The 22,768-nt window shown below is 68.0% G+C and carries 19 protein-coding genes; 9 read left to right on the top strand and 10 right to left on the bottom strand.

The window, feature by feature from the left end:
* Positions 1–5: 5 nt before the first annotated feature.
* The 6 genes from C5C17_RS04775 to C5C17_RS04750 form a co-directional block, all read right to left on the bottom strand.
* The gene (locus C5C17_RS04775) at positions 6–1,316 is read right to left on the bottom strand and encodes an ABC transporter permease (protein WP_104252210.1); all 1,311 of its coding nucleotides are present in this window, start codon (positions 1,314–1,316) and stop codon (positions 6–8) included.
* A complete protein-coding gene (locus C5C17_RS04770) occupies positions 1,313–2,638 on the bottom strand; it encodes an ABC transporter permease (RefSeq protein WP_104252209.1) in 1,326 nt (441 codons plus the stop codon). The genes C5C17_RS04775 and C5C17_RS04770 overlap by 4 nt, the downstream gene beginning before the upstream one ends.
* On the bottom strand, positions 2,635–4,134 hold the full coding sequence (locus tag C5C17_RS04765; RefSeq protein WP_104252208.1) for an ABC transporter ATP-binding protein: 1,500 nt from the start codon (positions 4,132–4,134) through the stop codon (positions 2,635–2,637). The genes C5C17_RS04770 and C5C17_RS04765 overlap by 4 nt, the downstream gene beginning before the upstream one ends.
* Positions 4,135–4,319: 185 nt before the next feature.
* Positions 4,320–5,405 (bottom strand): BMP family protein, encoded by a 1,086-nt coding sequence (locus C5C17_RS04760; protein ID WP_104252207.1) that lies wholly within the window; start codon positions 5,403–5,405, stop codon positions 4,320–4,322.
* A gap of 239 nt (positions 5,406–5,644) precedes the next feature.
* Complete coding sequence (locus C5C17_RS04755; RefSeq protein WP_104252206.1) at positions 5,645–6,730, bottom strand: BMP family protein; 1,086 nt, start codon at positions 6,728–6,730, stop codon at positions 5,645–5,647.
* 93 nt (positions 6,731–6,823) lie between these two features.
* Positions 6,824–7,936, bottom strand: coding sequence for a mannose-1-phosphate guanylyltransferase (locus C5C17_RS04750; RefSeq protein ID WP_104252205.1), 1,113 nt, complete (start codon positions 7,934–7,936; stop codon positions 6,824–6,826).
* A gap of 124 nt (positions 7,937–8,060) precedes the next feature.
* Here C5C17_RS04750 and C5C17_RS04745 point away from each other — a divergent pair, with 124 nt between their 5' ends.
* The 8 genes from C5C17_RS04745 to C5C17_RS04710 all read left to right on the top strand — a co-directional run bounded on the left by C5C17_RS04745 (position 8,061) and on the right by C5C17_RS04710 (position 16,998).
* A complete protein-coding gene (locus tag C5C17_RS04745) occupies positions 8,061–9,206 on the top strand; it encodes a glycosyltransferase family 1 protein (RefSeq protein ID WP_104252204.1) in 1,146 nt (381 codons plus the stop codon).
* A gap of 302 nt (positions 9,207–9,508) precedes the next feature.
* Entirely contained in the window at positions 9,509–9,841 is a 333-nt protein-coding gene (gene sdhC, locus C5C17_RS04740; RefSeq protein WP_104252310.1) for a succinate dehydrogenase, cytochrome b556 subunit, read from the top strand.
* 12 nt (positions 9,842–9,853) lie between these two features.
* Positions 9,854–10,297 carry a succinate dehydrogenase, hydrophobic membrane anchor protein gene (sdhD, locus tag C5C17_RS04735; protein WP_179557903.1) on the top strand — a complete coding sequence of 148 codons (444 nt, stop codon included), beginning with the start codon at positions 9,854–9,856 and terminating at the stop codon, positions 10,295–10,297.
* Positions 10,298–10,352: 55 nt separating this feature from the next.
* Complete coding sequence (gene sdhA / locus C5C17_RS04730; protein ID WP_104252203.1) at positions 10,353–12,155, top strand: succinate dehydrogenase flavoprotein subunit; 1,803 nt, start codon at positions 10,353–10,355, stop codon at positions 12,153–12,155.
* Positions 12,156–12,169: 14 nt separating this feature from the next.
* Positions 12,170–12,931: a succinate dehydrogenase iron-sulfur subunit gene (locus tag C5C17_RS04725; RefSeq protein WP_104252202.1), complete on the top strand. Its 762-nt coding sequence runs from the start codon at positions 12,170–12,172 to the stop codon at positions 12,929–12,931.
* 155 nt (positions 12,932–13,086) lie between these two features.
* Positions 13,087–14,154 carry a YihY/virulence factor BrkB family protein gene (locus C5C17_RS04720; protein WP_104252201.1) on the top strand — a complete coding sequence of 356 codons (1,068 nt, stop codon included), beginning with the start codon at positions 13,087–13,089 and terminating at the stop codon, positions 14,152–14,154.
* 64 nt (positions 14,155–14,218) lie between these two features.
* Entirely contained in the window at positions 14,219–15,757 is a 1,539-nt protein-coding gene (locus C5C17_RS04715) for a class I adenylate-forming enzyme family protein (protein ID WP_104252200.1), read from the top strand.
* Positions 15,754–16,998 carry a beta-ketoacyl synthase gene (locus C5C17_RS04710; RefSeq protein ID WP_104252199.1) on the top strand — a complete coding sequence of 415 codons (1,245 nt, stop codon included), beginning with the start codon at positions 15,754–15,756 and terminating at the stop codon, positions 16,996–16,998. The genes C5C17_RS04715 and C5C17_RS04710 overlap by 4 nt, the downstream gene beginning before the upstream one ends.
* A gap of 208 nt (positions 16,999–17,206) precedes the next feature.
* Here the strand turns inward: C5C17_RS04710 and C5C17_RS04705 are convergent, their stop codons facing one another.
* The 4 genes from C5C17_RS04705 to ptsP all read right to left on the bottom strand — a co-directional run bounded on the left by C5C17_RS04705 (position 17,207) and on the right by ptsP (position 21,495).
* A complete protein-coding gene (locus tag C5C17_RS04705; protein ID WP_104252198.1) occupies positions 17,207–18,019 on the bottom strand; it encodes a MetQ/NlpA family ABC transporter substrate-binding protein in 813 nt (270 codons plus the stop codon).
* Positions 18,020–18,075: 56 nt separating this feature from the next.
* Entirely contained in the window at positions 18,076–18,756 is a 681-nt protein-coding gene (locus tag C5C17_RS04700) for a methionine ABC transporter permease (protein WP_104252197.1), read from the bottom strand.
* Positions 18,756–19,496 carry an ATP-binding cassette domain-containing protein gene (locus C5C17_RS04695; RefSeq protein ID WP_258065926.1) on the bottom strand — a complete coding sequence of 247 codons (741 nt, stop codon included), beginning with the start codon at positions 19,494–19,496 and terminating at the stop codon, positions 18,756–18,758. The genes C5C17_RS04700 and C5C17_RS04695 overlap by 1 nt, the downstream gene beginning before the upstream one ends.
* Before the next feature lie 307 nt (positions 19,497–19,803).
* Positions 19,804–21,495 (bottom strand): phosphoenolpyruvate--protein phosphotransferase, encoded by a 1,692-nt coding sequence (gene ptsP / locus C5C17_RS04690; protein WP_104252195.1) that lies wholly within the window; start codon positions 21,493–21,495, stop codon positions 19,804–19,806.
* 154 nt (positions 21,496–21,649) lie between these two features.
* Between ptsP and C5C17_RS04685 the strand changes: the two genes are divergently transcribed.
* On the top strand, positions 21,650–22,738 hold the full coding sequence (locus C5C17_RS04685; protein WP_258065956.1) for a YihY/virulence factor BrkB family protein: 1,089 nt from the start codon (positions 21,650–21,652) through the stop codon (positions 22,736–22,738).
* Positions 22,739–22,768 lie beyond the last annotated feature (30 nt).

The raw sequence follows: 22,768 nt of genomic DNA, 5'->3' as shown, positions 1-22,768 counted from the left end.
TGCACCTATGCCTTCACGTAGGGTTTGCCCGCCGCGGCGGGGCCTCTGGACTGGCCGACGAAACCGGCCACGGCGAGGATCGTCACGATGTACGGGATCATCGCCATGAACTCGGGCGGGATGTTTGCCCCGACCTGGCTCACGAGGGTCTTCAGGTTCGAGGCGAACCCGAAGAGCAGCGCGGCGAGGGTCGCGTAGACCGGGTGCCAGCGGCCGAAGATGAGGGCGGCGAGGGCGATGTATCCCTGGCCGCTCGTCATCTCCTGGCTGAACGACCCGACGCTGCCGAGTGTGAAGAAGCTGCCGCCCGCGCCGGCGATGGCACCGGAGAGCAGGACGTTCCAGAAGCGGGTCTTGTTCACCTTGATGCCAACCGTGTCGGCCGCCTTGGGGTGCTCGCCGACGGCGCGGAGGCGCAGGCCCCAGCGGGTCTTGAACAGGGCGAAGGTGAGGACGGGCACCGTGATGAACATCAGGTACACGATGAACGTGTTGTCGAAGAGCAGCGGCCCGATGACCGGGATGTCGCTGAGCAGGGGGATCGCGAAGCGCGGGTACTTCTCGTCCTGGGCGATCGTGTTGAGGAATCCGCTGTCGCGCGTCATGACGCCCGAGTAGAGGAAGTTCGTGAGTCCGATCACGAGCATGTTGATGACGACACCGACGACGACCTGCTCGACCAGGTAGCGGATCGAGAAGACGGCGAGGATGAGCGACACGAGCATGCCGGCGAGGATCGCGCCGAGGAGGCCGAGGAACGGGTTGCCCGTCATCGATCCGATGAGCGCGGAGGTGAAGGCGCCGGCGAGGAGCTGGCCCTCGATGGCGATGTTCACGACGCCGACGCGCTCGGAGACGAGGCCGGCCATCGAGCCGAAGATGAGCGGGGTCGAGATCGCGAGCGTTCCCGTGAGCAGCCAGGTCAGCGGCACGTTGGCGTTCGCGCCGATGAAGACGATGAGCGCCCACACCCAGAGGATGCCGAAGACGACCATGACCCACATGGGCAGCTTCGCGCCTGCCGCGGTGCGGAGGAAGGCGACGACCGTGATGCCGGCGAGGACCACGCCGATGACGAGGTTCGTGACCATGGTCGGGAGGACCAGCGGGTCGAACTTGATCGGCACGCCGTCCGAGTTGAGGTCGATCGTGCTCGAGGCGCCCGCGGGTGCGAGGAGCCCGAAGACGACGAGGACGAGCGCGCTGAAGAAGGCGTACGCGATGGGGGCCTTCCAGCTGCGCGTCGTGCGGACCTCAGCCTTGGTGCTCGCGCCTACCGGGATCTGCTCCTCGGTGCTCGGCGTCACTGCGGTCATGCGTTCACCTCGTTCTTCTTGCCGTTGCTGCCTGTGCCTGTGCCGTCCTTCGTGCTCGACGGCCCGTCATCCTGCCCTTGCCTCGCTGCGCGGATGCGGTCGAGCAGGCGGATGCCGGAGGGCTTCGGCAGGCGGAAGATCGCCCGGATGAGCGGAGGCGCCGCGATGAAGAGCACGATGAGGCCCTGGATGACGGCGACGATGTCGATCGGGATTCCCTCGACGACCTGCATCGGGAAGGATCCGGCCTTGAGCGCGCCGAAGAGGAGGCCGGCCAGGATGATGCCGACGGGGTGTCCCGCGCCGAGGAGCGCGACCGTGATGGCATCGAAGCCGATGCCGGCGTGGACGCCGGGGTCGTAGCCCGCGGTGGCGCGTCCGAGCACCTGGGTGGCTCCGGCGAGGCCGATGAAGGCACCGGCGATGGCCATGGTGAGGAACGTGATGAAGGCGACGTTGATGCCCGCGGTGCGAGCGGCGCTCGGGTTGAGGCCGACGGCTCGCACCTTGAAGCCGATCGTCGTTCGTTCCATGATCCACCAGTAGACGAAGGCGGCGATGATCGCGAGGATGAAGCCCCAGTCGGCGGCACCCACGAGGTCGGGCAGCTGCGCCGACTCGACGATGGGCTTGGCCTTGGCGTTTCCGCCGGCGCCTTCCGCCTGGAAGACCGGGGTCTTGAGCAGGTACGTGAGACCCCAGAACGCGATCCAGTTGAGCATGATCGTGACGATCACCTCGTGCGCACCGGTCTGTGCCTTCAGCCACCCTGCGATGCCGGCCCAGACCGAGCCGCCGACGATGCCGGCGAAGGCTGCGACGAGCACGTGCACGACGAAGGGAAGCTGCAGGCTCGCGCCCACGAAGCCGGTGAAGAGCGCGGCGATGAGGATCTGTCCCTGACCACCGATGTTGAACAGGCCAGCGCGGAATGCGAACGCGACCCCGAGGCCGGCCGTGATGAGCGGCGTCGCCCACATGAGCGTGTTCGTCAGCGGGACGAAGCCGTTGCGGGGCGAGTAGATCGCGCCCTCCCACAGCGCGCGGAACGCACCGCCGATGACACCGCCCGCGGCGGTGAAGAGGTCCATCGGCCGAGAGAAGAAGTACCCGGTCGTCTCGAGCACGTCGTCGCTGGTGAAGACGACGAGGAGCGAGCCGATGAGCAGCGCGAGCACGATCGCCAGGATGGAGCGCAGCGGCCCGCCCCCGAGGATGTCGCGCCAGAGGCCGTGCCACGGCGACTGCTCGCTCGCGGTGACCGGCACCTGCGTGCCGGGTGGTGGCGGCGTCTCGGCCGTCACGTTCTGGAGCTGGCTCATACTTCGACCCCCGCCATCATCTGGCCGAGCACGTCGCGCGACGTCTCCGGTCCAACGATTCCCATGCTCTTGCCCTGGTACATGACCATGATCCGATCCGCCAATTGCACAACCTCGTCGAGCTCGGTCGACACGATGATGACCGGGATGCCCGAGTCGCGGACGCGCACGATCTGCTCGTGCACGAACTCGATCGATCCGACGTCGAGACCGCGCGTCGGCTGCGAGGCGATGAACATCCGCAGGTCCCGGCCGAGCTCGCGCGCGAGGACGACCTTCTGCTGGTTGCCACCGGAGAGGCGGCCGACGGCCGTCTCGATGGAGGGCGCCCTGACGTCGAAGTCCTTGACGTTCTTCTCGGCGAAGGCCGTGATCTCGCGCAGGTTCAGCGCGATCCCGTTCGAGAACGGTGCACGGTCGGCGCGGTCGAGCACGAGGTTCTCGGCGATCGTGAAGTCGCCGACGATGCCGTCTTCCGTCCGGTCTTCCGGCACGAAGCCGAGCCCGGCGTCCAATGTCTTCTTGACGGTCTGCCCGATGAGCTCGTTGCCGTCGAGGCTGATCGAGCCGAGAGCCTTCTTGTGGAGGCCGAGGATTGCCTCCGTCAGCTCGGTCTGGCCGTTGCCCTGCACACCGGCGATGACGAGGATCTCTCCCTCGCGAACCTCGAAGCTGAGGTCGTCGACCTGCTTGGCGCCGACCTCGTCGAAGACCGTCAGCTCGGAGACGACGAACGTCGTCTCCCCCAGCTTCGGGGCCTCCTTGTCGACGTCGAGGTCGACCGCACGGCCGACCATCTTCGCGGCGAGCTCCTCGTTGGACTCGCTCGGGAGTGCTGTGCCGACGACCTTGCCGCGGCGGATGACGGTGATGCGGTCCGCGACCTTGCGGACCTCGCGCAGCTTGTGCGTGATGAAGACGATGGATGTGCCCGCCTTGCGCAGCTGGTCCATGATGACGATCAGCTCATCGGTCTCCTGCGGCGTGAGCACGGCGGTGGGCTCATCCAGGACGAGGATCTTCGCGTCTCGCGAGAGCGCCTTGATGATCTCGACGCGCTGCTGCGCGCCGACGGGCAGGTGCTCGACCAGCGCATCCGGATCGATGTTGAAGCCGAACTGCGCCGAGAGGTCGCGAACCTTCTGGCGAGCGCTGTCGATGTCGAGGACACCCGCACCGTTCGCTGGCTCGTGGCCGAGCATGAGGTTCTCCGCCACCGTGAAGACGGGGATGAGCATGAAGTGCTGGTGGACCATGCCGATGCCGGAGGCCATGGCGTCTCCCGGCCCGGAGAAGTGCTGGACGGCGTCGTCCAGCAGGATCTCGCCCTCGTCGGCCTGGTACAGGCCGTAGAGCACGTTCATCAGGGTCGACTTGCCAGCACCGTTCTCGCCGAGGAGCGCATGGATCTCGCCCTCCTCGATCGTGAGGTTGATGTTGTCGTTGGCCGTGAAGGCACCAAATCGCTTGGTGATGCCTCGAAGCTCGAGTTTCATAGCGGTCCACTTCGCTGTGCGGTAGTGCGGGATACGGCCTGGTGGGCCGGTCGTGCTGGAGCCGGAGCGGCGGGTGGCCACCACCGGCTCGGATTCCATGCGTAGGCATGCTACGGGGCCGCCGCGAGTTGCGCGACGGCCCCGCATCCATGTTGTGCCCGGACGTCAGTCCAGACGCCGGAGGGTCAGACCTTTGGTGAGGAAGGCGACAGTTCCGGGTACTTGCCGTCGATGACTTCCTGCTTCAGAGCGTCGATCTCGTCGAGCGTGCCTTCCGGCAGCTCCGACTCGAAGGCACCGAAGCCGGAGAGGCTGACGCCCTCGTTCTCGAGGACGCCCGTGTAGGTCGTGCCACCTTCGAAGGTGCCGTCGACGCTCTGGGAGATGGCGTCGAGAACGGTGACGTCGAGTCCCTTCATGATCGAGACGAGGATGATGTCCGCGTACTGCTCGTCAGCGATGGCGAGGTCGGAGTCGACGCCGAGGATGACGGCGTCCTGGCCGCCTTCGCGGATCGCTTCTGCTGCGCCCTGGTAGAGGGGCCCGCCGACGGGGAGGATGACGTCCGCACCCTGGCTCAGGAAGCCGGTGGAGATCTCCTTGGCACGGGAGACGTTCGTGAAGTCATCGACGAACGAGCCCTGCTGCGAGTCGACGTCCCAGCCGATGACCTTGACGTCCTTGCCCTTGACCTCGTTGAAGTGCTTGACGCCGTTGGCGAAGCCGTCCATGAAGATCGTGACGGTCGGGATGGCCGCGCCGCCGTAGGTGGCGACGGTGCCCGTCTTCGAGTACGCGGCTGCTGCGTAGCCGGCGAGGAACGCGGCCTGCGCCGTGTCGTAGTTGAGCTCGAGCACGTTCGGGATGCCGAGGCCCTCGACGTCGACGATCGCGAAGTCGACCTCTGGGTTCGCCTCGGCGGCCGCAGCCGTCGCGTCGGCCAGCTTGAAGCCGACGGGGACGATGATGTTGCAGCCCTGGTCGACCATGGTCGTCAGGTTGGCCGCGTAGTCGTCCGGCGTCGCTGACTCTGCTTCGAGCACGCTGACTCCGAGCTCGGACTCCGCGTTCTCCAGACCGGTGTGCGCGAGCTGGTTGAAGGAGCGGTCGTCGAACCCGCCCTCGTCAGACACCATGCACGCGGTGAAGTCGGATGCACCTTCAGCTGGCGCGTCGCCCGCATCCGGAGCTGGGGCACAACCGGCGAGCACGAGGGCTGCGACGCCCATGGTGCCAATTGCAGCGAAGCGCTGCTTCGAAGAGATAGCCACTCTCGATCCTCCTGAGTTGGATGTCCGTCGCACCGCAGAACGCGGATGCCGACGAAGCTGGTGATTGCCCGAGCATAGCCGTAGCCCGGCGTCACAATACGGCCGAGATCGGAATCGAAACCCGACCGTTGCACAGTTACGAGTGTGTTTCTCGGCGCGTCGAGCGTCGATTCTCACGGGGCCGGAATTCTCCGAGCCGATCGGTCGGTGCGGGATGCTGGATCGGGTCGCGAATCCGCTCAGTTCGCGCCCGTCGGTGACGACGGTGACTCGACGACGATCTCCCCAGCCACGATCTTGGCCAACAGGTCCTCGACCTCGGCTTTCAGCTCGGCGGGGATCTTCGAGTCCCAGTCGTGGAAGGAGGAAAGCCCGACTCCGTCGTTCCCGAGCGTGCCGACGTTGTTGCCCGGTTCGAAGGTGCCGTCGATGTCGGAGCCGATGACGCCCAGGATGGCCGGCTCCATCCGCTTCTCGACCGTCGTCACGAGCAGGGGGCGGTACTCCTCGCCGAGCAGCTCGTAGCCGTCGGAGTCGACCCAGATGATGCCGACGTCGCCGGCCGCGAGCGCTGCCGCGGCGGCGCCTTCACCGGCTTGGGCCGCGACAGGCATGATGATGTCCGCACCCTGCGAGATGAGCCCCTGCGCTGTCGTCTGCGCGGCGTTCGTGTTGGTGAAGTCGTCCGTGAACGAGCCCTGCTGCGTCTTCGGATCCCACCCGACGACACGCACCGACGCGCCCTTGGCGGTGTTGTACTGCTCGACGCCCGCCGCGAAGCCATCCATGAACACGGTCACGGGTGGCTGGTTGCCGCCGCCGAAGGTCCCGACGACGCCCGTCTGGCTGACGCCGGCCGCGAGGTACCCGGCGAGGAACGCGGCCTGCGCGGTGTCGTGCACGATCGAGGCCACGTTCGGCCCTTCGACCACTTCGTCGACGATCGAGTACGTGATGTCGGGATTCGCCTCGGCGGACGCCCTGGTCGCGTCGGCGAGCTCCCACCCGACCGTCACGATGTAGTCGCAGCCCTCACCGACCATGGTCTCGAGGTTGGTCTCGTAGTCGGCCTGTGACTGCGAGACGGTCTCGCGCATGTCCACGCCGTACTCCTCCTGCGCAGCCTCGAGCGACTCGAAGACGGCCTGGTTGAAGGAGCGGTCCTGGATGTTGCCGCTGTTCGCGACCATGCACGCGAGGTAGTCGCTGCCAGCGCCCGCCGCATCCGTCGAGCCCGGGGCCTCCGGCGGAGCCTGGCAGGCGGTCAGAGCGAGGGTGGCGACGGCGAGGGCACCGAAGGCGCCTGGGATGCGAGAGCGTGACATGCCGGAAGAGTAGTGGGCGCCGAGCCCAGACCGCTACGCGCGTGCACGGATCGTTGTGACCGTGCACGCGCGCGCAGAGAAGGAGGAGGCGGACTACAGGACTTCCGGGCGCCTCGACGCCTTAATCTCTGCGACCAGCTGCTTCACCTTCTGCGCGTTGGCCGCGGTCGTGACGAGCAGCGCATCCGGCGTATCGACCACGACGATGTCCTTGATGCCGGCGATGGCGACGACCCGGTCGGTGTGGTTGACGATGAGACCCGAGCCATCCACGACGACGACGTTGCTCTCGTCTCCGTGCACCGTCACCCCATTGCCGTTGGTGCTCTTGCGGAGTCGGCTCACTGCTGCGAAGTCACCCACGTCGTCCCACTGGAAGTAGCCGGGGATGACGGCGAGCTCACCACGCGCGGCGGCCGGCTCGGCCACCGTGTAGTCGATGGCGATCTTCTCGAGGCCAGGCCAGACGCGCGCCGTGACCTCGGCCTGCTGCTCGGTGCCCCAGGCATCCGCGATCTCGTTGATGCCAGCGGCCAGGGCTGGGTTCGACTCGGCGAGCGCCTCCATGAGGCGGTCGACGCGCGCGAAGAACATGCCGGCGTTCCACAGGTACTCGCCTGAGGCCAGGTAGCGACGCGCGGTCGCCTCCTTGGGCTTCTCGACGAATGCGTCGACCTTGCGGGCGCTCGGTGCGGCCGGGATCTTGAGGGGCTTGCCGGCGCGGATGTAGCCGAACGCGGTGGACGGCTCGATGGGCTGGATGCCGATCGTCACGATGACGCCGGCGTCGGCAGCCTCGACGGCCTCGCGGACTGCCGCGGCAAAGCGATCGGTCGCGCCGATGAGGTGGTCAGCGGCGAACGAGCCGATGATGGCGTCCGGCACACGACGCTGCAGGATCGCGGCGGCGAGTCCGATCGCCGCCGTCGATTCCCGACCCTCGCTCTCGAGCACGATGTTCTCCTCGATGAGCTCGGGAAGCTGCGCGCGCACCTCCTTCGCGTGCGCCTCACCCGTCACCACGAGCAGCCGGTCTTCAGCGCACAGCGGCGCGAGCCGGTCCCAGGTCGCCCTGAGCAGGGTCGAGCCGTTTCCGACGACGTCGTGGAGGAACTTCGGGGCTTCGGCCCGCGAGAGGGGCCAGAGTCGGGAACCGACGCCTCCCGCTGGGATCACGCCATAGAACCGATCGATCGCATCTGCCATGCGCAACACCATAGGGGAACACTGTCTCCTGCTGGTTTCGGCGTGACGAAGCTGTGGATATGTCGTCGGGAACACGTCGCCGGGAGTTCACCTCGATGCCACGCCGACCGCCTACCTTCGCATCATGCGCATCGCGGTCGTCACCGAGAGCTTCCTCCCCACTGTCAACGGCGTGACGAACAGCGTGTGCAAGGTGCTCGACCACCTCGCACTGCGCGGCCATGAGGCGATGATCATCACCCCGGCCGCCGGCTCGCCGAGCGAGTATCGCGGGTTTCGTGTCGTCGAGGTGCCGGCGCTCGACTACCGCCAGTTCCCCGTGGGCCTCCCCTCCCCCAGGGTGGACCGACTCCTCGCCGAGTTCGCGCCCGACATCGTGCACGCGGCGAGCCCCCTCTTTCTGGGATCGCAGGCGATCGCCGCCGCGAAGCGACGCGGCATCCCGAGCGTCGCCGTCTTCCAGACCGACGTCGCCGGGTACACGAAGCGCAACCGCCTGAGCGCCATGGAGGGCTTCGCCTGGTGGTTCATCCGCTGGCTGCACAACAACGCGGATCTGACCCTCGCGCCGTCGAGCGCGGCGCTCGGTGATCTGCGTCGCGCGAAGATCACCAACGCCACCCGCTGGGGTCGAGGCGTCGACCTCGAGACCTATCACCCGCGGAACAAGCACGAACAGGCCGTGCAGAACAGCCGCCGGCGGCTGGGCGCCGACTCCCGCACGATCATCGGCTACGTCGGTCGCCTCGCACCGGAGAAGCAGGTCGAGCGCCTCGCCTCGCTGCGCGGCCTCGATGGGGTGCAGCTCGTCGTCGTGGGCGATGGGCCTTCTGAACCGAGCATCCGCAAGGCACTCAAGGGCGTGCCCGTGCACTTCGCCGGCAGGCTCGGTGGCCGCGACCTGGCTCTGGCCTACGCGAGCTTCGACGTCTTCGTGCACACGGGAACAGAGGAGACGTTCGGTCAGACCATCCAGGAGGCGCACGCGAGCGGCATCCCCGTCGTGGCGCCGTACGCCGGTGGCCCGATCGACCTCGTCGAGCACGGCGTCGACGGCTTCCATTTCGATCCTGACCGAGCGGGCGACCTCGACCTCAGGGGCATGCTCGAGCACCTCGTCGATTCCCCGGGTCTTCGAGCGCGCATGGGCGAGGCCGGCCGACGGCGCGTGCTCTCCCGCTCGTGGACGAGCGTCTGCGACGAGCTCCTCGCGCACTACGCTTCCGTCATGACGGATGCGCGGCAGCCGAGCGTTCTGCCCCACGCCTGAGCGTTCGGGCCCAGGCGCGGACGTCACCGCCGAAACACCACAAAGGAAGGTAAACCTTCCCAGCTGAGGAGCGCGGGAGGCGTAGTCTAGGCGGGTATCAACATGCCCAACGCAGTGTGGTTGGGGCCTGCCGCTCATCTTCACCTCCTCGGCGCAAGAGTCCTGAGCGGAAGAACGCAACGCGACAGAAGGGCAATCCCGTGTCAGCCGTACAGACACCAGCTCCGGCGGGCTCGACAGCCCCGAAGAAGTCAGCGAAGAAGCCGCATCGCGGCGGCACGCTGTACCGGGGGAACGAGGGCATGTGGTCCTGGGTTCTCCACCGCATCACCGGCGTCTCCATCTTCTTCTTCCTGATCGTGCACGTGCTCGACACGTCGCTCGTGCGCGTCAGCCCCGAGGCCTACAACGCGGCCATCCACACCTACCAGACGCCCATCATGGGCATCGGCGAGGTCGGACTCGTGGCAGCCATCTGCTACCACGCGTTCAATGGCATCCGCATCATCCTCATCGACTTCCTGCCGGGCGGCGCGAAGTACCAGAAGCTCATGTTCTGGATCGTCATCGGCCTGTGCGTCGTCACGATGATCGGCTTCACGCCCCGCCACCTCATCAACGTGTTCAGCCACTAGGAGGGAGCTGCCATGACTATCGAAACCATCGAGTACCCGCGCTCGGCAGCTGCCGCCAAGAACAGCACCAACTGGGAGCGCATTGGATGGGCATTCATGCGCGTCTCCGGCGTGCTGCTCGTCATCCTGATCTTCGGCCACCTGTTCACGAACCTCATGGTCGGGCAGGGAGTCGCGGCGATCGACTTCGCCTTCGTCGCCGGCAAGATGGCCGACCCGTTCTGGGTCGTCTGGGACACGCTCATGCTCGTCCTCGCGTTCATCCACGGCGCCAACGGCATGCGCACGATCATCAACGACTACGTGTCGAAGGCCAGCACGCGCCGCGCCCTGCAGGTGACGCTGTTCATCGTCACGACGGTGCTCATCGTCCTGGGCCTCCTCGTGATCTACACGTTCGACCCGTGCCCCGCCAACGGCGCCGCCGAGAACCTGCCGAGCTTCTGCCCGGCCTAGCCGCGGCGTTCGGCCACACGACTTCCACCACCTGAGAAAGAAGAGCCACAGACATATGGCAGAGAAGCTCGCTCCGACGCGCACCGTCGACGGCGTCCACTACCACCAGCACGAGATCGTCATCGTCGGCGCTGGTGGTGCAGGGATGCGCGCGGCCATCGAGGCCGCCCAGGGCGCAGACACCGCTGTCGTCACGAAGCTCTACCCGACTCGCTCGCACACCGGTGCGGCCCAGGGCGGCATGGCCGCGGCCCTCGCGAACGTCGAGGACGACAACTGGGAGTGGCACACCTACGACACCGTCAAGGGCGGCGACTACATCGTCGACCAGGACTCTGCCGAGATCCTCGCGAAGGAAGCCATCGAGGCGGTCATCGACCTCGAGAACATGGGCCTCCCCTTCAACCGCACGCCAGAGGGCAAGATCGACCAGCGCCGCTTCGGTGGCCACACGCGCGACCACGGCAAGGCACCGGTTCGCCGCGCCTGCTACGCGGCCGACCGCACCGGCCACATGATCCTCCAGACGCTGTACCAGAACTGCGTCAAGCACAACGTGAAGTTCTTCAACGAGTTCTACGCGCTCGACATCGTCATGACCGAGGTCGACGGCCAGGAGGTCCCCGCGGCCATCGTGGCGCTCGAGCTCAAGACAGGCGAGCTGCACGTCTTCCAGGGGAAGGCCTTCATCTTCGCGACGGGCGGCTTCGGCAAGGTCTTCAAGACGACGTCGAACGCGCACACGCTCACGGGCGACGGCATGGGGATCGTGTGGCGCCGTGGCCTCCCGCTCGAGGACATGGAGTTCTACCAGTTCCACCCCACCGGTCTTGCCGGCCTCGGCATCCTCCTCACCGAGGGCGCACGCGGCGAGGGCGCGATCCTCCGCAACGCATCCGGTGAGCGCTTCATGGAGCGCTACGCGCCCACCATCAAGGACCTCGCCCCCCGCGACATCGTCGCCCGCTCCATGGTGCAGGAAGTCCTCGACGGTCGCGGCGCCGGCCCACACAAGGACTACGTCTACCTCGACTGCACCCACCTCGGCGCCGAGGTACTCGAGACGAAGCTGCCCGACATCACCGAGTTCGCGCGCACCTACCTCGGCGTCGACCCGGTCACCGAGCCCGTGCCCGTCTACCCGACCGCGCACTACGCGATGGGCGGCATCCCCACGAACAACGCAGGTGAGGTGCTCTCCGACAACGAGACCGTCATCCCGGGCCTGTACGCAGCCGGCGAATGCGCCTGCGTCTCGGTGCACGGCTCGAACCGACTCGGCACCAACTCGCTGCTCGACATCAACGTCTTCGGCAAGCGAAGCGGCCGCAACGCCGTCGAGTACGTCAAGACCGCCGAGTTCGCTCCCCTGCCCGACGACGCCGCCGCGTTCGTGAAGAGCATGGTCGACGACCTCCAGGCCTCCACCGGCACCGAGTCCGTCGCCGGCCTCCGCCGCGAGCTGCAGGAGACGATGGACAAGAACGCCCAGGTCTTCCGCACGTCGGAGACACTGACCGAGGCGACCAAGGTCATCCACTCGCTGCGCGAGCGGTACACGCAGATCGCCGTCTTCGACAAGGGCAAGCGCTACAACACGGAGCTCCTCGAAGGCATCGAGCTCGGCTTCCTGCTCGACCTCGCCGAGGTGCTCGTCTACTGCGCGCTCAACCGTGAGGAAAGCCGTGGCGGCCACATGCGCGACGACTTCCCCAAGCGCGACGACGTCAACTGGATGCACCACACCATGGCGTACCTGACCGGCGACCGGAAGTCCCCCGACCCCGCCGACCACATCCGACTCGACAAGAAGCCCGTGCGCGTGACGCGCTACGAGCCGACCGAGCGCAAGTACTAGGAAGGGCGGAACGAATGACTGCTGCAACAACTGAAGCCCCCGAGGCGGCCATCGAGGCTCCCAAGCCGTTCACGGTGACGCTCAACGTCCGCCGCTACAGCCCCGAGACGGACACCGAGCCGTACTGGGAGGCGTTCGACGTCGAGATGTACCCGACCGACCGCATCCTCGACGCGCTGCACCGCATCAAGTGGGACCAGGACGGCTCGCTCGCGTTCCGCCGCTCCTGCGCGCACGGCATCTGCGGTTCCGATGCCATGCGCATCAACGGCCGCAACCGCCTCGCCTGCAAGACGCTGGTCAAGGACCTCGACATCTCGAAGCCCATCTACGTCGAGGCCATCAAGGGACTCCCCCTCGAGAAGGACCTCATCGTCGACATGGAGCCGTTCTTCGAGGCGTACCGCGAGGTCCAGCCCTTCCTGAAGGCACAGGCTGAGCCCGAGAAGGGCAAGGAGCGCTTCCAGTCGATCGCCGACCGCGAGCGCTTCGACGACACCACCAAGTGCATCCTGTGCGCCGCGTGCACCACGTCGTGCCCCGTCTTCTGGACCGACGGCCAGTACTTCGGACCGGCGGCGATCGTGAACGCGCACCGCTTCATCTTCGACTCCCGTGACGAAGACGCGAAGGTCCGCCTCGACATCCTCAACGACCGTGAGGGCGTGTGGCGCTGCCGCACCACCTTCAACTGCACCGAAGCCTGCCCCCGTGGCATCCAGGTGACCAAGGCCATCGCCGAGGTCAAGCAGGCGATGCTCAAGGGCCGCGTCTAGCAGTCCAGCGACCGGACGCGAGGAGGGGCAGCCGAGATCGGCTGCCCTTCTTCGCGTCTCCACTCGTCACGCCTCACCGCGTCCCCCGAAGGCGACTCCGGTTCCGGAGCGCGCGCCCTCCGCCTCGGCTCGCCGCCCCCGCCTAGCCTGCTCCTATGACCACTCCCGGCTCACCCCACGAGACCAGCGTCGTCAAGGCGCAGACGGCCCCGGATGCGAGGGATCCGCGCAAGCCGGAAGGGCTCAAACCGGTTCTCGGTCCGGCTTGGCGCTACATCCTGGCGCGCGCCGTCCGCGAGTTCCTGCGCGACAAGAGCACGGTGCTCGCCGCCGCGCTCACGTTCTACATGCTGCTCGGGGTCTTCCCCGCACTACTGGCGCTCATGTCGGTCATCGGCCTCTTCGGCCTGACGGAGGAGGCGGTGTCGTTCATCGACGAGATGTCGACCTACCTGGCCGATCCGACCTTCGCCGAGACGCTGCGGAACACGGTCGAGCAGCTCGGCGAGTCCAGCGGCGCCGGAACTGCGTTCGTGGTCGGTCTGCTCGGTGCCCTCTGGTCGGCGTCCGGGTACGTGAACTGCTTCTCGCACGCCATGAACACGGTCTACGAGATCGACGAGGGTCGCCCGTTCTGGAAGCTCCGCCCGATCATGATGATCTGGACGATCGTCCTCCTCGTGCTCATGCTGCTGATCTTCGGAATCCTGGCGCTCTCCGGGCCTGTGGCCGCGGCGGTCGGCGGTCTCATCGGCCTCGGCGACGCATCGCTCACGGTCTGGAGCTTCGCCCGCTGGCCCATCGTCCTCGTCGTCGTGATCGTGATGATCGCGGTGCTCTTCTACGGAACGCCCAACGTGAGGCTGCCGAAGTTCAAGTGGATGACGCTCGGCGCGTTCATCGCACTGGTCGTGACGGTCGTCGCGAGTGGCGGCTTCTTCTTCTACGTCGCGAACTTCAGCAGCTACGAGCGGCTGTACGGCGGCGTCGCCGGTGTCATCATCGCCCTGCTCTGGCTGTGGATCGTCAACCTCGCGCTCCTCTTCGGCGCGCAGTGCGACGCGGAGATCGAGCGGGTGCGGGAGCTGCGCGGGGGCATCGAGGCTGAGCAGAGCATTCAGCTGCCGCCCCGCGACACGAAGGCGAGCTCGAAGCGGCTCGAGCAGATCGACAGGGACATCGCGAAGGGTCGCGAGCTGCGGAACGGCGTCGGGCTCGACTGAGGTTCCCGCTCCGGGATGCCCGCTCGCCTCGGTCGTGCTGAGGTTCACGACTTAGACTCGTCCGGTGCCCATCACTCGCACGCTCATCGACACCGCCGACCGCTGGCCCACCCGCACCGCGCTGGCCGGTGACGGCGAGCGCTTCACCTACGGCGAGCTGTCGAGCTCCTGCGCCCAGGTGCGGGCAGGTGTCGAGACGCTGCTCGACTCGTCGGAGCCGGCCGCGAGCGGTGCGTCCGCCGCCGAGACCGGGGGCGTCCCGATCGTGGCGCTCTCCTTGTCACGCGCCATCGACGCTGCACGCCTCCTGACCGGTGTCATCAGCTTCCGCGGAGTCGCCGCCGTGCTCGACCCGCTCTGGCCGCTCGAGCACCGCCTCGAGATCCTGCGCCGAGTCGAACCGGCGCTCGTCATCACCGACGACCCGGAGTTCGCCGAGCAGCTGGACGCCGCAGCCTGGGGTGGGACGGTGATGTCGCTGGCTTCGTTCGACCTAGCCGCCGCGGAGGCGCTCGCCAGGCGAGGCGAGGCGGCACCTGGTCCCGAGGTCAGGCCGCGTGACGAGCCCTTCCTGCTGCTGTTCACCTCGGGCACCACCGACCTCCCCAAGGGGTTCCTCCGCACGCGCGGCAGCTGGGACCACAACGTCGGCATCAGCCGCCGCTACCTCGGCACCGCCGACGGCCGCTCGACGATCGCGCCCGGCCCACTCTCCTACAGCCTCACGCTGTACGCGCTCGTCGAGGTGCTCGGGACTGGTGGTTCGCTCCACCTGCAGAGCACGTTCGATGCGCGAGCGGTTTCCCGCACCATCGCGGAAGAGCGCGTCGAGCGGTTCGTCGGTGTGCCCGCCATGCTGCCTGCCCTCCTCCAGGCGGCACGCCGGAACGAGCTGTCGCTCGACTCGCTCCTCGAGGTCATCACTGGTGGGGCCAACCAGCCCGCGCACATCCGCAGCGGCTTCGAGGAGGCCGTCCCAACGGCTCACCTGCGCAGCTACTACGGGGCCTCCGAGATCGGGTTCATCGGGTACAGCGACGAGGGCGACGGCACGAACCTCGCCCCATTCGCCGGCGTCGAGGTGAGTGTGCGCGACGACGCTGGGGCGGACGTGCCAGCTGGCGAGACCGGCACGCTGCACATTCGCGTGGCTTCCGCCGTCGAGCGATACCTCGCTGCAACGAGCGCAGACCGCATCACCGATACCGAAGGGTGGGCGAGCGTCAACGACCTCGCGTCGTTCGCGGACGGGCGCATCCAGCTGCTCGGCCGCGCCGGTGACGTCGCCGTCTCCGGCGGGCACAAGGTGTCGCTCCCCCAGGTCGAGCGCGCCCTGGCCTCGCTGCCGGGCTGCGAGCAGTGCTGCGCCGTCGCGCTGCCGGACGACACGCTCGGCTCGCTCGTGGCGGTCGTGATCGAGGGAGACGCGGATGCGCTCCCCAGCAAGGCGCGGATGCTCGGCCACCTGCGGGCGCGCCTCGCCCCACAGTTCGTGCCCCACCGCCTCTATCGCGCATCCCTGCTGCCACGAACGGCAGGTGGCAAGATCCGCCGCTCGGCCGTCCTCGACCTCGTCACCGCAGGCGACGCGGAGCGGCTGTGAGACGCGCCGTCGTGACCGGCGTCGGTGCGGTCGCCCCGAACGGGCTCGATGTTCCGAGCATCTGGTCGTCGCTGCTCGCGGGCCGCAGCGGCATCCGACGCATCGAGAGCGTTGATGTCGCCGACCTCGCTGTGCGCGTCGCGGGCGAGGTGCGCGGCTTCGTCGCAGCAGACCACCTCCCCAAGCGGGACGTCGCCCGCCTCGATCGGCACGCGCACTACGCGGTGGCCGCCGCCGACGAAGCCATGCGCTCGACGGGCATCACGCCAGGGTCGCTGCCATTCGACTCGACCAGGTTCGCGGTGACCATCGCGACCGGCTCCGGTCCCGTCTCGCTCACCCAGGATGCCTCGCGCATCCTCGACAGCTCCGGGCCTCGCCGCGTGCCGCCAGGCGTCGTCGTGTACGGCGGCCCAGACGCAGCCGCTGCGTACCTGAGTGAACGGTATGGCGCGCGCGGCGCCACCGCCGGCCTCTCCGCGACCTGCGCGAGCGGCACCGTCGCCCTCGGCGAGGCGATGCGCACCATCAGGCACGGGTACGCCGACGCCGTGCTCGTCGTCGCGGCGGACGACTGCCTCAACCGCGTCAACCTCGCCGTCAACGCCACCCTCGGCGCCGTCGCGCTCGGGCACGACGATGCCCCGGAAGCTGCCAGCCGACCCTTCGACCGCGGCAGGCACGGATTCGTGATGTCGGCGGGTGCGGCCGCGCTGCTCGTCGAGTCAGAAGACAGCGCGCTCGCGCGCGGTGCCGACATCCTCGGGGAGATCGCCGGATACGGCGCGACATCGGATGCGTACCATCCGACGGCTCCGCGACCCGACGGCAGCGGAGCACTCGCCGCCATGCGCGCCGCGCTGGACGACGCAAGCCTCGACGCGAGCGGGCTCGACCACGTCAACGCGCACGGCACGAGCACGCCGCTCAACGACGCCATGGAGACGGCCGCGCTTCGCGAGCTCCTCAGCTCACGCCTGGGCGAGGTTCCCGTGACCGCGAACAAGTCCGCCACAGGCCACCTGCTGGGCGCCGCCGGGGCCCTCGAGGCGGTCATCTCGCTGCTCACGATGCGCGACTCCGTGATCCCGCCAACCCTCAACCTCGACGACCCGGAGTTCCCGGACCTGGACATCGTCGCGCACGAGGCGCGCCCCGCCCGCATCCGCACCGTGCTGTCGAACTCGTTCGGCTTCGGCGGGCACAACGCGTCGCTGCTGCTGCGCGAGTTCAGCGCCTGACCACCGCGCCGAGCCCACGGCTCCACTCCCCACCGACCGCGCCCCGCCCGCTCGCCACCCTCGAACGCTGCCAGTCCACCCTCGAACGCTGCCAGCCAAGTGGCCCGAATGACGCTCCGAGAAGGGCACATCGACTGGCGGTGATCGCCTCAGCGAAGGCCGTCTGGGCCATTCGCCTGGCAGCGATCCGCGGCGGTGACCCTGCTCGCTAGAAGGCCGGCGGGACGTCCAGCGACTCGAGCATCTCCCGAACCTCGTCGCTCGTGAACGCCTTCTCGAGCGCGGCGATCTCCGGGGTGCCGAGCTTGTCCTCGCGTGTCACGAGCGTCACCGCGAACTGCTCATCCTGCTCCACGGCGAGCCCGTTGTCGACGGGCGTCAACCCGAGCTGCCGCGCGAACGACGGCAGATTGAAGACCGCGTCCGCCTCCTCGTAGGCCGTGTTGAGCTGCAGCAGGTCGACCTGCGTGATGGCAAGCTCGCGCGGGTTGTCGGTGATGTCCGTCACCTTGGCCGTGAAGCGGTCGACGCCCTCGTCGAGGGTGATGATGCCGCCATCGGCAAGCAGCTGCAGCGCGCGTCCAGCGTTCGCGCTGTCGTTGGGGATGACGACGCTGCCACCCTGCGGCAGCTCGTCAAGGGAAGACAGGGTCTTCGAGTAGAACGCGACGACCGTCGAGTAGATCGGCGTGACGCCCGCGAGCGACGCATCGTTCTTGGTGTTGAACTCCTCCATGAACGGCACGAACTGCACGAAGTTCGCGTCGATCTCCCCGTTCTCGACGAGGACGTTCGGCTGCACGTAGTCGGAGACCGGGACGAGCTCGATCTCGTAGCCGTCCTCGATGGCCTCGGCCGCCGCCTCCACGACATCCGTCATCGGGGTGACCGTCGCCGCCACCTTGATGGTGACGACGTCGCCACCGCTCGCCCCGCCGGCGGCTGGCGCGCATCCTGCGGTGAGGAGGGCGAGGGATCCGACGGCAAGCGCGGCCCCGATCGTGCGGAGTCGAAGTGTCATAGCTGGTGGTTCCTTTTCGGTGCGTTCGAGGGATGGATGCAGGGGGCGGGATGCGGTCAGCGCCGGTCGAGCGCCACCGAGAGCCGGTGGCCGCCGGTCTGCAGCAGCTGGACGCACACGATGACGATCACGATGGTCGTGTACATGAGCGGGTAGTCGTACTCCTGGTATCCGAACCGGAGGGCGAAGTCGCCGAGGCCGCCGCCGCCGACGACGCCGAGCACCGTCGAGTAGGAGAGCAGGCTGATCGCGGCGGAGGTGAGCGCGTAGACGAGTCCGCTGCGCGCTTCGACGAAGAGGAACCGGGTGACGATCTGCCCGGTGTCAGCCCCCATCGACCTCGCCGCGTGCAGCACGCCGGACGGAACCTCGAGCAGGATCTGCTCGACGAGCCTCGCGTAGATCGCGACGCCGACGAAGCACAGCGGGAACGTCGCGGCCTGCGTGCCGAACGTCGTGCCGAACACGAGGCGGGTGACTGGGATGAGAAAGACCACGAAGAGCAAGAACGGGAACGAGCGCACGACGGTCACGTAGAGGTTCGCGACCCGCCAGATGACGCGGTTCTCGCGCACCCCGCCGGGGCGGGTCAGGAAGATGACCACGCCGAGCGGCAGACCGAGCACGATCGCAGCCGCGAGGGAGAAGACGAGCATGTAGCCCGTCTCGCCGAGCGCCTGCCAGATGGCGTCGGCGTTGGCGGTGAGAGAGGTCACGATGCTGTCGAGGAGCTCCATCACGACCCGAGCACCCGCTTGGCGTGCTCGACGTACGAGCCGCGGTCGTCCCGAGCGCTGTGCTCCACCGTCACGATGCCCTGCAGCCACCCCTTGTCGAGAATGGCGGCGCGGTCGCAGATCGCCTTGACGGCGGCGAGCTCGTGCGTGACGAGCGCGATGGTCGTGCCGAAGTCGTCCCTGGTGGAGGCGAGCAGCCGCAGGATGTCGCTGGTCGTGCGCTCGTCGAGCGCGGACGTGGGCTCATCACAGAGCAGAAGCGGGGGCCTCGTCACGAGGGCCCGAGCGATGGCGACCCGCTGCTTCTGCCCGCCGGAGAGCTGGGCTGGGTAGGCGCTGCCGCGATCGCTGAGACCCACGTAGTCGAGGAGCTCGTCGACGAACGCGGGGTCGCGGCGCCGTTGGAGCCGAAGCGGGAGCTCCACGTTCTGCCGAGCCGTGCGGTTCGCGAGCAGGTTGAAGCTCTGGAACACCATGCCGATGCGGCGGCGCAGAGCCCGGCGCTCTCGTTCGCGCATCCCGGACGGGTCGGCGCCCTCGATGAGCACCCGACCCGCACTCGGCGTCTCGTCGGCGTCGAGCAGCCGCAGCAGCGTCGACTTGCCGGCACCCGACTCCCCCACGATGCCGATGATCTCACCGCGGCGCAACTCGAGGTCGATGCCGTCGAGCGCGGGCGCGCCGGCTCCGTACCGCACCGTGACGCGTTGGAGAGCGGCCACGGGGCCGAGTTCAGGCATGCGCATCCCGTCGTTTTTTGGATTGTGTGCAACTATACGCGACCCGCGCTGGCCGTGCCGATCAAGCGGGGACACACTCACGATCGAGCGTCCGCCCTCGACGCGGGATGGCTTCCTCGCTTCCGGATGGGTTGCAACCCATCCCGACGCGCGTACCCCATCCCGAGACCACGGTTAGTGAGCCCGCCCGCAGCTGGCGCAGAGAACGAGCGCACAGCAGAGCGGGGTGCCTCCGGAAGGTTCCGGATGCACCCCGCTGGGGATCTGCTCAGCCGGGCGGAGATCCGCTCGGCTTCAGAACGAGTGGCTAGACCTCGACGACGGGCACGGCCGTCGTGATGACGCCGCGCGTCGCGAGCGCGTCGACGACGCGGCCCTTCGCGCCCTCCGCGGACTTCGCGAAGATCGCGAGGTGCGCGATCTCCTTCGCCTGCTCGAGCGTGACGCGCTTGAGCGCCGCGCGGACCTCGACGAACGCGGGAGGCGCCATCGAGAGCGAGCGCACGCCGAGCCCCACGAGCACGATCGCGAGGTTCGGGTCGGCCGCAGCCTCGCCGCACACGCCGACATTCTTCTGGTGGTGCTCGCCCGCGTCACCGATGCGCTCGATGAGTCGAAGCACAGCCGGGTGCCACGGGTCCTGGAACGCGGCGACGCTGCCAAGCAGGCGGTCCGCGGCCAGCGTGTACTGCGTCAGGTCGTTGGTGCCGACAGAGACGAAGTCGCTCGTCTCGAGGATCTGCTCGGCCAGGAGCGCCGCGGAGGGAACCTCGATCATGCTTCCGGCCGTCATGAGGCCGTACTCGCGGGCGAGCGACGTGAAGTGCTCGCTCTCGTGCGCGTCGGAGACCATCGGCGCCATGACCCAGACCTTCGCCTCGGTCGCGGCCTGAGCGTTGGCGAGCGCCTGGAGCTGATCGCGGAGGATCTGCTCCTTCTTCATGAGCACGCGGATGCCGCGGAGCCCGAGAGCCGGGTTCGGCTCGTCGGCCTCGGTGAGGAACGCGAGGGGCTTGTCGGCTCCGGCGTCGAGGACGCGCACGACGACCTTCTTGCCAGGGAAGTGGGCGAGCGCGGCCGTGTAGTCAGCCGTCTGCTTCTCCACCGTCGGGGCGGTGTCGCTGTCGAGGAAGAGGAACTCGGTCCGGAAGAGGCCGACGCCCTCGGCACCGAGGGCGGCTGCGCGCTCCGCATCCGCCGGCTTGCCGATGTTGGCGAGGATCTGCACGGGTGTGCCGTCTGCGAGCTCACCCGGCTCGACCGGGGCGGCCTTCATCGCCGCGACGCGGTCGATCTCGGCCTGCGCCTCAGCGATGCGCTCCGCACTGGGCTCGGTGATGACCTGCCCCTTGGCCGCATCGACGACGATCGTCGTGCCGTCGAGCAGGCTGTCGGCTTCCTTGACGGCGACGACGGCGGGGAGGCCCTTCTCGGCCGCGAGGATGCCCGTGTGCGCCTTCGGGCTGCCGTCGCGAGTGACGAGCGCGAGCACCTTCGACAGGTCGAGCTTCGCCGTGTCGGCAGGCGCGAGGTCGTGCGCGACGAGGATGAACGGGGTGTCGCTCGAGGGCACCTCGGGGGCTGGGACGCCGCGGAGCAGCGCGATGACGCGCTGCGAGACATCACCGAGGTCGGTGGCCCGCTCAGCGAGGTAGCCGCCGAGGCTCTTCAGCATCTCGGCGAAGGAGGAGAAGGATTCGAAGACGGCGCGCTCGGCGGTCTTGCCGGCTTCGGTGGCCGACTTGATGCTGTCTGCAAGCGACGGGTCCGCAGCCATCATGGCCTGCGACTCGAGCACGTTCTTCGCGGCGCCGTCGACCGTCGCCGCACGAGCGGTGAGGGCCTCGCCGGTTTCACGGAGTGCCTCGATCGCTCGCTCGTACTCGGTCGCGGCGTCGCCAGTGGCGCGCTCGTCGGCCGGCTCGGGGAGCGGATCAGGCATGCGCAGGACTTCACCGAAAGCGACGCCGGTCCCGACGCCAAACCCCGTGTATTTCATAGCAACTCCTTCGTGCTGGTAACTCAGACAGCGTATCGGCACAGCAACGTAGGCTTCGACCGTGACCGAGCAAAACTCAGGCAAGAGTTCGCGCAGTTCCACGTTCGCGCCGCCGTTTCCGAAGTTCCCCCCGGAGGCGCCGTTCGGCGAGCGCATGAAAGCGCTGATCGCCTGGGCTCAAGCTACTCGCCCTGCCCGAGTCTTCGCTCATTTCGGGGCGAGAAGCGCCTCGGTACTCGCTGGCGGCATGGCCTATTCCGCTATCTTCTCCATCTTCGCGGGTATCTGGCTCCTCTTCTCTGTCGCGGGCATCTTCCTCGCGACCAGTCCGGAGCTGCGCGACGGGCTCATCGGAGTGCTCAATTCCTCGCTTCCGGGCCTGATCGGGGAAGACGGCGCCATCGACCCGAGCCTGCTCGAGAACACCGGCGCATTCGGCTGGGCGAGCGCCATCGCGCTGGTCGGCACCCTCGGCACCGCGCTCGGCTGGCTCGCCCAGGCGCGCACGGGCATCCGCACGATCTTCGACGTGCCCGTCGCCACGAAGCGCAACTTCGTCGTGCAGAAGCTCATCGATCTGGGCTTCCTCCTGGCGTTCGCGATCGCGCTCGCTATCTCGGCGGCGCTCACCGTGCTCTCCTCCTCGTTCCTGTCGTCGCTGCTCGAGACCGTGGGCATCGACGAGTCGAGCGGCTTCGCGCTGGTCGTCATCCGCATCGTGACGGTGCTGATCCTCCTCGCATTCGACACCGCCGTCCTCGCCGGCATCCTGCGCATCCTCGCCGGCCTGCGCATCCCGACCCGTTCCCTGTTCTTCGCCGCGTTCCTCGGGGCGATCATCATCGGCGTCCTGAAGCAGATCTCGACCGCGCTCATCGGCGGCGCGACGAGCAACCCGCTCGTCGCCTCCTTCGCCGTCCTCCTGGGCCTCATGATCTTCCTCAACCTGCTCTGCACGGTGCTGCTGCTCACCGCCTCGTGGGTCAAGGTGACGATGGATGACATCGGAGCGTCTCCGAGGCTCCTCACCGCGAAGGAAGCCAGGGAGGAGTCGACCGACACCATCCTGCGCGCCGAGCGTCAGAAGATCGCGACCGAGGTCATCGAGGCGAGGGAGCGCCTGAACGCGGCGCCGCGCTTCTTCCGCTGGAAGGCGATGGCCGAGTACCGCTCCCTGCTGCGCGAGCAGCGTCGCGTCGAGGCCGAGGCCCAGCGTCGGCGCTTCGAGGGCGGACGCGTCTAGCGTCGGTCGCAGCGACAGCACCCGGGACCC

Source organism: Pseudoclavibacter sp. RFBA6, assembly GCF_002931575.1.
Taxonomy (GTDB): domain Bacteria; phylum Actinomycetota; class Actinomycetes; order Actinomycetales; family Microbacteriaceae; genus Pseudoclavibacter; species Pseudoclavibacter terrae.
The sequence above is the reverse complement of the archived record's forward strand: the minus strand, read 5'-3'. Positions and strand labels throughout refer to the sequence as shown.